The following is an 11,764-nucleotide window of genomic DNA, read 5'->3' on the forward strand; positions in this document are numbered from 1 at the left end:
GGTCAGTGCGGCAGACAGCCCATGATCTCGGCGTAGGCGGAGGCCAACCGTAGCGTGTCGTGTCGAGCCGAACCGTCCCTGGCGGCCAGATCGGCCTCGACCAGTTCGGCCCCCAGGTTGCGGGCGTAGCTGGCCAGATGGGCGTCCTCGCCGGCGAATCCGCGGTCGGCGAGGATGGTGTCGAAGCGGATCCTCGCCTCGTGCTCGGCGAGCACCTCCAGGTGGCGCGCGGGGCTGAACCCGTCGGTCTCCTCGGTGGGGGCGATGTTGAGGGTGAGGATCTTGTGGGCCCGCGACTCGATGATCGCGTCGGCGATCTCGGGGACCAGCAGGTGGGGAATCACCGAGGTGAACCAGGATCCGGGGCCCAGCACCAGGTAGTCGGACTCCCGGATCGCCTCGACGGCCTGCGGGCAGGCCGGCGGGTTGGCGGGATCCAGGTGCACGGTGAGCACCTCGGCCATCGTCTTGGCCACGGTGGACTGCCCGGTGAGGGTGTAGGTCTCGTCGGGGCGCATCGGGTCCAGACCGATGACCTCCGCCGAGATGTCGAGGGGGACCAGGGACATCGGCAGCACCCGGCCGCGGGTGCCGAGCAGCTCCCCCACCATGTCCAGACCGGCGACCGGGTCGCCGAGCTCCTGCCACAGCCCGGCGATGAGGAGATTGCCGATGGCATGGCCGGCGAGTTCGCCGTCCCCGTGGAAGCGGGCCTGCAGCACCTCGGCCCAGGTGCGCCCGACCCGGTCGTCGGCGCACAGCGCCGCCAGTGCCCGGCGCAGGTCCCCCGGCGGCAGGCAGGAGAACTCCTCGCGCAGCCGGCCCGAGGAGCCGCCGTTGTCGGCCACCGTGACGACGGCGGTGATCCGGGAGGTCACCCGGCGCAGCGCCCGCAGCGAGGCGGCCAGGCCGTGGCCGCCCCCGAAGGCGGTGACCACCGGGCCCTCGCCGAAGCTCTCGGAGCTCAGCCGGCTCGCGCCGCTGGTCCGCCCCGTCGTCGTGTCGTGAGTCGAGGACACCGTCACTCCCTTCCCAGATCCCGGTGCAGGACGGCGACCGGCCGGCCCCTGGAGCGCAGCCGGGTGGCCAGCTCCTCGGCGATCGCGGTGCTGCGGTGCTTGCCTCCGGTGCAGCCGATGGCGACCGTCACCTGCTTCTTGCCCTCCCGGATGTAGCCGGGCTCCATTCCCTCGAGCAGTTCGTCGACCCGGTCGATGAACTGCCGGGCGCCGGGCTGGGCGAGCACGTAGGAGGCGACGTCGGGTGACAGTCCGGTCTTGGGCCGCAGCTCCGGCACCCAGTAGGGGTTGGGCAGGAAGCGCACGTCGAAGACCAGGTCGGCGTCGATCGGGACGCCTCGCTTGAACCCGAAGGTCATCAGCTGGATGGTGAGCGGGGCGTCCTCGCCGCCGAAGACCGAGTCGATCCGCTGGGCCAGCTGGCGGGCATTGATCGAGGTGGTGTCGATGACCAGGTCGGCGGCGGCCCGGATCCCCGAGAGCATCCGGCGTTCCAGCGAGATGGCGTCCATCAGGTGGCCGCCGTGCTGCAGCGGCAGGGGGCGACGGCTGGACTCCTGACGTTTGACGATCGCCTCGTCGGAGGCCTCCAGGAAGACCGTCTCGGGATCGATCCCGCGTCGGGTGAGGTCGGTCAGGGCGACGTCGATGCCCTCGAACATCCGGCGGGTGCGGACGTCCAGGACGACGGCCAGCCGGTCCACCCCGTTCTCGGAGGTCTCGTCGATGAGCGCCCCCAGCATGGTCGGGGGCAGGTTGTCGACGACGTACCAGCCCAGATCCTCCATCGCGTGCGCCGCGGTGCGCCGTCCGGCACCCGAGATTCCCGTGATGACGACCACGCGCTGCGGACCGGTGTCGTCGTCCCGGCTGGAGTGGTCATGTGTGCTCACGGGGCCATGGTAGGACCCCGGGCGGCGGTCAGGGTGCGGTTGGACCGTCCTCGAGGACCTCGCCGGTGGCGGTGTTGACTGCGGGCAGCGGTCTGTCGGCGGTCAGCGCCTCGACCACCGAGCGGGCCAGCACCGGGCCGAATCCCGGCACCTCGCCGATCTGGTCGGCGCTGGCGGCGCGCAGCGCCTTGAGGGAGCCGAAGTGCTGCATCAGGGTCTTGCGGCGGACCTCGCCGAGCCCGGGGACCCCGTCGAGGACCGACTCGATCATGGCCTTGGACCGGCGCTCCCGGTGGAAGGTGATGGCGAACCGGTGGGCCTCGTCGCGCAGTCGCTGCAGCAGGTAGAGGCCCTCGGAGGTGCGCGGCAGGATGACCGGCCACTCCTCGTCGGGAAGCCACACCTCCTCCAGGCGCTTGGCCAGGCCGCACAGTGCGATCTCGTCGGCCAGGCCGTACTCCTCGAGCACCTCCTGGGCGGCGTGCACCTGGGGGGCGCCGCCGTCGACCACGATGAGGCTCGGGGCGTAGGCGAACGACCGGGGGGAGCCGGTGGTCGGGTCGATGAGGGTGCCGGTGGTGTCCCCGTCGGCGACTCCCCCGGCCATCGCCTCGCGGTCGTCCAGCAGCCGTCGGAGACGCCGGGAGAGCACCTCGTGCATGGCGGCGAAGTCGTCCGAGCCGTCGAAGCTCTTGATGATGAACCGGCGGTACTCGGACTTGCGGGGCATCCCGTCCTCGAAGACCACCATCGAGCCGACCACCTGATGGCCCTGGATGTGGGAGATGTCGTAGGACTCCATCCGCAACGGCGCCCGGTCCAGACCGAGGGCCTCCTGGATCTCCTCGAGGGCCCGGGTGCGGGTGGCCAGGTCGGAGGCCCGGCGCAGCTTGTGCTGGGCCAGCGCCTCCTCGGCGTTGCGGGTGACGGTGTCCATCAGGGTGCGCTTGTCGCCGCGTTGTGGCACCCGGATCTCGACATGGGAGCCTCGGGACTCGCTCAGCAGATCGGTCATCGCGTCCAGGGAGGCCGGTTCGTGGGAGACCATCACGAGTCTGGGGACCACCGGGCCCTGGCCGGTCTCGCGGACCTGGCCGCGGGAGACGTCGCCGGCCCCGTAGAGCTGGAGCAGGAAGGTCTCCATCAGGTCCGGGGCCCCGGCCTCGTCGGCCCGGTCGGCGACCCATCCGCGCTCCCCGCGGACCCGTCCGCCGCGCACGTGGAAGATCTTGACGGCCACCTCCAGGGGGTCCATCGCCAGGGCGATGACATCGGCGTCGGTGCCATCGCCCAGCACGATGGCGTTGCGCTCGGTGGCCTTGGCCAGGGCGCCCAGGGAGTCCCGCAGCACGGCGGCCCGTTCGAACTCGAGGTTGGTCGCGGCGTCCTCCATCTGCCGCTCGATGCGATGGACCAGACCGGTGCTGCGGCCGGCCATGAAGGAGCAGAAGTCGTCGGCGATGTCGCGGTGGGCCTCGGGGGTGATCCGTCCCACGCAGGGGGCCGAGCACTTGCCGATGTAGCCGAGCAGACAGGGCCGGCCCTGGGCCCGGGCCCGGTTGAAGACCCCGGTCGAGCAGGACCGCATCGGGAAGACCCTCAGCAGGGTCTCCATGGTGTCGCGGATCGCCCAGGCCTGGCCGAAGGGCCCGAAGTAGCGCCATCCGCGCCGGTGGGCGCCCCGCCCCACGAAGACCCGGGGGAACTCGTCGCTCCAGGTGACGCACAGCCAGGGATAGGTCTTGTCGTCGCGGTACATCACGTTGAACCGCGGGTCGAACTCCTTGATCCAGGTGTACTCGAGCTGAAGGGACTCCAGCTCGTTCTGGACCACCGTCCACTGGACGTGGGCGGCGGTGGTCACCATCCGCTGGGTGCGCGGGTGCAGGGCCGAGATGTCCTGAAAGTAGGAGTTGAGCCGGTTGCGCAGGTTCTTCGCCTTGCCGACGTAGATCACCTGGCCGTGCTCGTCGCTGAACCGGTACACCCCGGGGTCGGTGGGGATGGTGCCGGGGGCAGGGCGGTAGCTGGACGGATCGGCCATGTATCGCACTATAAGCGGCAGCGCAGACACCGCCTCCGCGTCACTGGGCTGCTGCCTCCGCGCTGCGGTGCTGCCTCCCCGCGCCATCGACGGCGGGGACTCGCGAGCCGAACGTGCACATTTCACTCGCGCAACACCCGTCCCCGGCCGCCAGGACGACTCACCGGCTGTTGCGCGAGTGAAATGTGCACCCCGGAGTCGTTGCCGGGCACGCAGGCCACATCCCCGGCACCCCGATAACCTGAGGCCGTGCACCTGATGCTGATCCGACATGGCCAGTCCGCCAACAATGCCCTGGCCGCTCAGGGCGCCGAGGTCTTCGGCGCGGGCCGGGTGGCCGATCCCGCGCTCACCGAGCTGGGGGCCCGTCAGGCCGACGCCCTGGCCGGTTGGATCGGCGGTGTCGACCCGCGGCCCACCCGGCTCTACTGCTCCCCGATGAGACGGACTCTCCAGACCGCCGCCCCGGTGGCCGAGGCCCTGGACCTACCGCTGGAGGTGGAGGACTTCCTCTACGAGCGCCCGGGCCCCACCGAGGGCTTCGGGGAGACGGTGAGGGCCGCACCCGGTTCTCCCCTCGCAGAGCTGTCGGCGATCACCGCGAGGGCAGTCTTCCCCGGCTCGGTGACCGAGCGGGGCTGGTACACCGGCGAGGTCGAGACCCCCCAGCAGGCCGCCGCGCGGGCCGTCCGGATCGCCGCCTGGGTGCGCGAGGCCCACGACGAGGACGACTGCGTGGCGATCGTCGCCCACGGTGCGATCGGAGCCCTCATCCTCTCGGCGATCATCTGCCCCGGCCGCCAGGAGACCCTGGGCGGCTTCGTCGCCGGGACCGAGCCCTGGTGGTTCGACCTCGCCAACACCTCGACCTCGATGGTCGAACTCATGCCTGGTGACAAGATCGAGGTGCACTGGATCAACCGGGTCGACCATCTCGTCGCCGCGGGAATGGTCACCGGAGCCAACGCTCACGCCACCGGCAACCCCGGGACGCGGTGAGCCGAAGCTCTCTACTCGTGCTCGACCAGGAGAGCGACGACGAGGGTGTGACAGTCCATGGCGAGCACCGAGGCACCCGGAAATCGCCACACATGGGCTTGAATGGGTTCTCCGTCCATGGAGACAACAGTCGTCGCATGTGGCGGAGTGCGATTCCACTGCTCGGCACAGGAGACGTTGTCCCGGTGGAAATAGCGCGCCACTTCGGCGATGACCGCATCATCGCATTCAAGATCAAGCCACTCCAGCAGGCCCTCGATGGCGCCCATGAACTCGTCCCGATCCTGATGCTCGTAGGCCGGCGCGGCCAGATCACTGACGGGCCCTCGCGCTGCGATGGCCCACCGGCCCGAGGCGTTGCGCGCCTCGGCGGTCATGGCTGGATCACTGTCGGACAACTCAACCGGTCCATCGATTCCTTTGAACCAGAAGATCCGACCCTTGTTCAGGTTCCAGAGCTGGAGCACAGCGTCACCGACTTTGCGTTGCAGACATCCCACCCGCGAATACGGTTCGTTCAAGCTACACCGCAACGCCTGCCGGGCGCCTCCAAGAGGGAGAAGTCCGCACTGCTGGACTCGCTGACTGTCACCACCTACCGGTACCCGAAACCGTTGAAGGACCCCGCCCATCCGCCTGCCCTCTCACGGTGCACGCCCCACACGCCATCTCAGAAAAGGCTTTCGCCTACGCTGTGCACGCGGCGATCCGCTTCCCCGAACGTGTAGTCGTAGGTACCTGAGTAGCGTCAGAAGTGGCGGCGGCAGCGCCGACAACCCAAGGACGCGCCAAGAGAAGTCCAACTGCGCGGTTCAGTAACCAGGAGGTTCACATGTCACCCACCAGGCGCACCATTCTCAGGGGCGGTCTCGGGATCGCTGCACTGGCCACCGGAGCGGCCCTCACCGGTTGTTCCGGGGGCGGCAGCTCCCAGGGGGTGGGGCCGTCCGCCCCGGCCACCATCGACGCCGACCAGGTGCCGGTCGGCGGAGGTGCAGTGCTCGGCAAGAAGGCCGGATTCGTCGTCACCCAGCCCACCAAGGGCTCCTACAAGGCGTTCAGCGCGGTCTGCCCGCACGCCGGGTGCGACGTCTCCAAGGTCGCCGACGGGCAGATCATCTGCCCCTGCCACGGGTCCCGGTTCAAGATCACCGACGGCTCGGTGGTCCAGGGTCCCGCCACCAGCGGTCTGGGCAGCGCGAAGGTCACCGTGGAGGGATCCACCCTGAAGGTCTCCGCCTGACACTCCGGACGGTCCGCGGATGCCGGTTCGCCGGGCGGGCGCTCCCCCGACCGCTCAGCGACTGCGGGTTCTCTCGGGTGAGCGGTCCTAGCGCCTCAGCGCCAGGGCGATGTTGACGACGGCCAGTCCGACCCAGCAGATGAGGGTTCCGAGCAGGCCGCCGTGGGTGCCCATCATGATCCCGGTCAGCGGGATGGCCATCACCACCGAGACGATGGCCACCGCGATCCGGCCGCCGGCCGGCACGGCACCGGTGGACCGGGCCACCTGGGCGCCGCGCTCGGCGGCCATCTGCTGCTGGATCTCCGCGGTCACCCTGGAGGCGAAGGAGTCCACCAGGGCCGGGTCCATGGAGTCGCCGAGTTCCTTGCGGGCGGCGAGGACGGCCTCGGCGTCGGCGCGACCCACCCTCGGGTCCTTGGGAATGGGATTGCTGGCCATCTCTGGCTCCTCTCAGGTGCGTGTGCACGGGCCATCCTGCCTTCTCAGCGCCGACCGGGGCATCCTCCGGCCGATCTACGGGGAGAAGATCAGGAGGCTTTCCGGGTTCTGGTCGCCCCGGCCGTGCTGGGCCTGCGGGTGCCCGCCGCCTTCCGGCCCGCCTTGCCACTACTGGTCTTCGCAGTTCCAGTCTTCGCGCTGCTGGTCCGCCCGATCCCCTTGTGAGCCACCGGCCTCATGACGACAGGCTGGTCGCCGACCGGCACCTCGTGGCCGTCCAGCACCTCCTTGAGGTACTTCCCGGTGTAGGACTGCGGGCATGCGGCGACCTGCTCCGGGGTGCCCTCGACGACGACCGTGCCGCCCCCGTTGCCGCCCTCCGGGCCCATGTCGATGAGCCAGTCGGCGGTCTTGATGACGTCGAGGTTGTGCTCGATGACGATCACGGAGTTGCCCTGATCGACCAGCCTCCCCAGCACGGCGAGCAGCTTGCGGATGTCCTCGAAGTGCAGGCCGGTGGTCGGCTCGTCCAGCACGTAGAGGGTGTTGCCGGTGGACCGCCGGGCCAGTTCGGTGGCCAGCTTCACGCGCTGCGCCTCGCCTCCCGACAGGGTGGTGGCCGGTTGGCCCAGCCGGACGTACCCCAGTCCCACCTCGACCAGGGTCTTGAGGTGGCGGTGGATCGCCTGGATCGGCTCGAAGAAGGCGCAGGCCTCCTCGATCGGCATGTCGAGGACCTCGGCGATCGTCTTGCCCTTGTAGTGCACCTCGAGGGTCTCCCGGTTGTACCGGGCCCCGTGGCAGACCTCGCAGGGGACGTAGACGTCGGGCAGGAAGTTCATCTCGATCCTGATGGTCCCGTCGCCCTGGCAGTTCTCGCAGCGTCCCCCCTTGACGTTGAAGGAGAACCGGCCCTGAAGATAGCCGCGGACCTTCGCCTCGGGGGTCTGGGCGAACAGCGCCCGGATCTTGTCGAAGACGCCGGTGTAGGTGGCCGGGTTGGACCGCGGGGTCCGCCCGATCGGGGACTGGTCGACGTGGATCACCTTGTCGACATTGCCCACCCCGTCGATGGTGTCGTGCTTGCCGGGCACCGCCCGCGACCCCTGGATCCGGTGGGACAGGGAGCGGAACAGGATCTGGTTGACCAGGGTCGACTTGCCCGAGCCGCTCACCCCGGTGACCACCACGAGCTGGCCGAGCGGGAAGGAGACGTCGATCCCCTTGAGGTTGTTCTGCCGGGCGCCGCGCACCACGACGTCGCGGCCGGTGCGGGGACGCCGGTCAGCAGGCAGCGGGATGGACCGCCGTCCGGACAGGTAGGCGCCAGTGATGGACTCGCGACTGGCCATCAACTCGCTCACCGGCCCGGAGACCACGATCCTTCCGCCGTGCTCGCCGGCTCCGGGGCCGACGTCGACCACCCAGTCGGCCACCCGGATGGTGTCCTCGTCGTGCTCCACGACGATGAGGGTGTTGCCGAGATCGCGCAGCCGGATGAGGGTCTCGATGAGTCGCCGGTTGTCGCGCTGGTGGAGCCCGATGGAGGGTTCGTCCAGCACATAGAGGACGCCGACCAGCCCCGAACCGATCTGGGTGGCCAGCCGGATCCGCTGGGCCTCCCCGCCCGACAGCGAGCCGGCCGAGCGGGACAGCGTGAGGTAGTCCAGGCCGACGTCGATGAGGAACCGCAGCCTCGCCCGGACCTCCTTGACCACCCGCTCCGAGATGGCCAACTCGCGGGTGCTCAGTTCCAGGGACTCCAGGAAGGTCCAGGCGTCACCGATGGACAGGTCGGAGACCTCGGCGATGTCGCGGTCCCCGACCGTCACCGCCAGGCTGGCGGGCTTGAGCCGCCGACCCTGGCACGCCGGGCAGGGGCTCTCCCGCAGGTAGGCGCCCCACCGGGAGCGCGCGGTGTCGGTCTCGGCCTCGTCATAGCGGCGCCGCACGTAGTGCATCACTCCCTCGTAGTTCTGGGAGTAGCTGCGCAGCCTGCCGAACCGGTTGCGGTAGCTGATCATCACCGGATCCCCGTCGCCGTGCAGGACGAGGGCGCGGGCATGGGCGGGAAGGTCCTGCCAGGCCAGCTCGGGGTCGAAGTCGTTGTCGCGGCCGAGGGCCTCGAAGACGTGCCGGTAGTGATTGGCGACCTGCGGGGTCGACCAGGGGGCGATCGCACCGTCGGACAGGCTGACCTGCCGGTCGGGGACCACCAGGTCGGGGTCGACATCGAGGGTGGTGCCCAGCCCCGAGCACTCCGGGCAGGCCCCCCAGGGGCCGTTGAAGGAGAACTGCCGGGGCTCCAGCTCGTCGATGTCGATGTCGTGCTGGTTGGGGCAGGCCATGTTCTCGCTGAACCGCCGGATCCGGTCCGGGGCGGCCTGCTCCCGGTCGACGAAGTCGATCGCGACCACCCCGTGGGCCAGCCCCAGGGCGGCCTCCACGGACTCGGTGAGGCGCTGCTTGGCGGACTCCTTGATCGCGATCCGGTCGACGACCACCTCGATGTTGTGCTTGCGCTTCTTGTCCAGGGCCGGCGGGTCGTCGAGGCGGTGCACCTCCCCGTCCACCCGGACCCGGGTGTAGCCGTCGGTGACGAGCTGACGGAACAGCTCGACGTACTCCCCCTTGCGGCCCTGGATGACCGGGGCGAGCACCTGGATGCGGGTCCCCTCCGGCAGTGCGATCAGCCGGTCGACGATCTGCTGGGGGGTCTGCCGGGAGATCCGCTCCCCGCACACGGGGCAGTGCGGCACCCCGATCCGCGCCCACAGCAGCCGCAGGTAGTCGTGGATCTCGGTGATGGTGCCGACCGTGGACCGGGGATTGCGGGAGGTGGACTTCTGGTCGATGGACACCGCCGGGGAGAGCCCCTCGATGAAGTCGACATCGGGCTTGTCCATCTGGCCGAGGAACTGCCGGGCGTAGGCCGACAGGGACTCCACGTAGCGGCGTTGGCCCTCGGCGAAGATGGTGTCGAAGGCCAGCGAGGACTTGCCGGACCCGGACAGGCCGGTGAACACGATCATGGCGTCGCGCGGCAGTGACAGGCTGACGTTGCGCAGATTGTGTTCCCGGGCTCCCCGGACGATGATGCGATCACTCACGGGGTTCATCGTATGTGTCGACTCTGACAGTTCTGCGACGCTCCAGTTCCGGGCGCTCGGGGCACGCACCCCGTGGTGGACGGCGGTGGCGCACTAGGTTGGACCCATGATCTCCGAATCGACCAGGACTGGGGGGTTGCGGATCGACGCCGGGACGGACGAGGTTCGCGCCGCCAAGCTCGAGGCCACCCAGCGGCTGCTCGGCAGCACGATGGGCATCTCCGACGAGCAGTGGCAGTCTCCCAGCAGACTGCCCGGCTGGACCCGGGCGCATGTCGCCACCCACCTGGCCCGCAACGCCGACGCCCTCACCCGGCTGGTGGAGGAACTGGCCCTGGGACGCCATGTCCCGCTCTACCCGTCCCTGGCGGCCCGCGACCAGGAGATCGAGCGCGGTTCCGAACGGGACGGACTGGCCCTCCAGATCGATCTGGACACCAGCGCCGGGCGCCTGCACGGCGCCTTCGACCTGCTGGAGGAGATTCCCGTCTCCTCCGTGGAACTGGCCCCCGGACTCGAGGTGGAGACGAGTCAGCTGCCCACCGTCAGACTCTCCGAGGTGCTCCTGCACCACCTCGATCTGGACGTCGGCTTCAGCCTCGATGACATCTCCGCCGATGCCGGCCGCTGGCTGCTGGCCTGGGTGTGCTTCCGGCTGCGGCGCCGGATGAGCACCCCGGCGATGCGGATCATCAGCGACTCCGGGCTCACCGACCGGATCGGCGGCTCCGGCTACGCCACCACGGTCCGCGGCTCGGACGCCGCCCTGGCGGGTTGGCTGTCCGGCCGCACCGGGTCCGACCAGTTGCGCGGAGCGCAGAACCTGGCCCTGCCGCTACTGGGCTGAGTCCCGGGCGGCCGGGCCGTCGGCGGACCGGGAGCGGATCAGGCTGGCCGCCGCGGTGATCACCAGGGTGCCGACGATGACCCCCAGCGACACCTCGGTGGAGATCTCGGTGGTGATGCCGAACCATCGGCGATCCAACCCGTAGTGGTTGAGGGCGTGCAGGATGAGCTTGACGGAGATGAATCCGAGGATCACCGACAGCCCGAGCGGCAGGTAGACCAGCTTGTGGAGCAGGTTGCCGAGCAGGAAGTAGAGCTGGCGCAGCCCCATCAGGGCGAAGACGTTGGCGGTGAAGATGAGATAGGCCTCATCGGTGAGGCCGTAGCTCGCCGGGATCGAGTCCAGGGCGAACATCAGGTCGGCGGTGCTCAGCGCGATGACGACGGTCAGCAGCGAGGTGGCCAGCACCTTGCCGTCCTCCCTCACCAGGAAGGAGGTGCCCCGGTAGTCGCCGGTGGTGGGCAGATGGGTCCGCATCCAGCGGGTCACCGCGTTGTCGCCGGCGTCCTCCTCGCCCTCATCGGGGTCCTTGGAGAAGTAGTCGCGGACCAGGCCGATGGCGGAGTACATGAGGAATCCACCGAAGATGAAGAACACCCAGGCCCACGCATTGAGGACGACCTGACCCAGCCCGATGAACACCCCGCGGAAGATCAGCGCCACCATGATGCCGATCAGCAGGGTGAACTGCTGGAGGTAGCCGGGCACCTTGAACTTGGTCATCAGCACGATGAAGATGAACAGGTTGTCCAGGGAGAGACTGTACTCGGTGAGCCACACGGCGAAGAACTCCTTGCCGTGCTCGGCCCCCTGGAGAAAAATGACGCCCAGCCCGAAGAGTCCGGCCAGCACCACGTAGAGCCCGATGAAGGCGCTGCACTCCTTCATCGAGGGCATGTGGGGACGTCGGCCCAGGATCAGCGCGTCGGCCAGCAGCAGCCCCACCATGACGACGATGGTGAGAATCCAGACATAGGGATGAATGTGCACCCGGGCCTCCGAAGGCGTGCTGAGGGTCCGGAGGTCTCGTCCGTCCCGGCTCCCGGCATCACCCGGGCAACCGGAACTGCGTGGCCGGATCGCGATGGCACGATCGTGGTGACGACCACAGCGTTCTCAGGAGTACTCCCCTCCAACCCGGCCGAGTCTTGCACCTGACGGCGGGGTC

Annotated in this window: 10 protein-coding genes; 3 read left to right on the forward strand and 7 right to left on the reverse strand. The window is 69.3% G+C overall.

Annotated features, from left to right (window positions below):
• Window positions 1-2 precede the first annotated feature (2 nt).
• From H590_RS0107575 to uvrC, 3 genes are read right to left on the reverse strand one after another with little or no spacing between them, the layout of a single operon-like run.
• On the reverse strand, window positions 3-968 hold the full coding sequence (locus tag H590_RS0107575) for a gluconeogenesis factor YvcK family protein (protein WP_028703080.1): 966 nt from the start codon (window positions 966-968) through the stop codon (window positions 3-5).
• 53 nt (window positions 969-1,021) lie between these two features.
• Window positions 1,022-1,912, reverse strand: a complete 891-nt coding sequence (gene rapZ, locus H590_RS0107580; RefSeq protein WP_084149355.1) for an RNase adapter RapZ — start codon at window positions 1,910-1,912, stop codon at window positions 1,022-1,024.
• A gap of 28 nt (window positions 1,913-1,940) precedes the next feature.
• Window positions 1,941-3,956 carry an excinuclease ABC subunit UvrC gene (uvrC, locus tag H590_RS0107585; RefSeq protein ID WP_028703082.1) on the reverse strand — a complete coding sequence of 672 codons (2,016 nt, stop codon included), beginning with the start codon at window positions 3,954-3,956 and terminating at the stop codon, window positions 1,941-1,943.
• A 249-nt stretch (window positions 3,957-4,205) separates the two neighbouring features.
• Here uvrC and H590_RS0107590 point away from each other — a divergent pair, with 249 nt between their 5' ends.
• The gene (locus H590_RS0107590; RefSeq protein ID WP_028703083.1) at window positions 4,206-4,955 is read left to right on the forward strand and encodes a histidine phosphatase family protein; all 750 of its coding nucleotides are present in this window, start codon (window positions 4,206-4,208) and stop codon (window positions 4,953-4,955) included.
• Between the two features lie 11 nt (window positions 4,956-4,966).
• Here H590_RS0107590 and H590_RS0107595 read toward each other — a convergent pair whose 3' ends face one another.
• The gene (locus tag H590_RS0107595) at window positions 4,967-5,422 is read right to left on the reverse strand and encodes a hypothetical protein (RefSeq protein ID WP_232020975.1); all 456 of its coding nucleotides are present in this window, start codon (window positions 5,420-5,422) and stop codon (window positions 4,967-4,969) included.
• A 365-nt stretch (window positions 5,423-5,787) separates the two neighbouring features.
• Here H590_RS0107595 and H590_RS0107600 point away from each other — a divergent pair, with 365 nt between their 5' ends.
• On the forward strand, window positions 5,788-6,198 hold the full coding sequence (locus H590_RS0107600; RefSeq protein WP_028703085.1) for a Rieske (2Fe-2S) protein: 411 nt from the start codon (window positions 5,788-5,790) through the stop codon (window positions 6,196-6,198).
• Window positions 6,199-6,285: 87 nt separating this feature from the next.
• Here H590_RS0107600 and H590_RS0107605 read toward each other — a convergent pair whose 3' ends face one another.
• Together H590_RS0107605 and uvrA are read right to left on the reverse strand one after the other, a co-directional pair.
• Entirely contained in the window at window positions 6,286-6,639 is a 354-nt protein-coding gene (locus H590_RS0107605) for a hypothetical protein (RefSeq protein ID WP_028703086.1), read from the reverse strand.
• Between the two features lie 89 nt (window positions 6,640-6,728).
• Window positions 6,729-9,758 (reverse strand): excinuclease ABC subunit UvrA, encoded by a 3,030-nt coding sequence (gene uvrA, locus H590_RS0107610; protein ID WP_028703087.1) that lies wholly within the window; start codon window positions 9,756-9,758, stop codon window positions 6,729-6,731.
• A 202-nt stretch (window positions 9,759-9,960) separates the two neighbouring features.
• On the opposite strand from uvrA, the gene H590_RS0107615 reads away from it, so the two are divergent.
• Window positions 9,961-10,596 (forward strand): maleylpyruvate isomerase family mycothiol-dependent enzyme, encoded by a 636-nt coding sequence (locus H590_RS0107615; protein WP_028703088.1) that lies wholly within the window; start codon window positions 9,961-9,963, stop codon window positions 10,594-10,596.
• Here the strand turns inward: H590_RS0107615 and H590_RS0107620 are convergent.
• On the reverse strand, window positions 10,585-11,586 hold the full coding sequence (locus H590_RS0107620; protein ID WP_028703089.1) for a TerC/Alx family metal homeostasis membrane protein: 1,002 nt from the start codon (window positions 11,584-11,586) through the stop codon (window positions 10,585-10,587). The two genes, H590_RS0107615 and H590_RS0107620, sit on opposite strands and share 12 nt — an antisense overlap.
• Between the last annotated feature and the right edge of the window lie 178 nt (window positions 11,587-11,764).

This window comes from Acidipropionibacterium jensenii DSM 20535, assembly GCF_000425285.1.
Lineage (GTDB): Bacteria > Actinomycetota > Actinomycetes > Propionibacteriales > Propionibacteriaceae > Acidipropionibacterium > Acidipropionibacterium jensenii.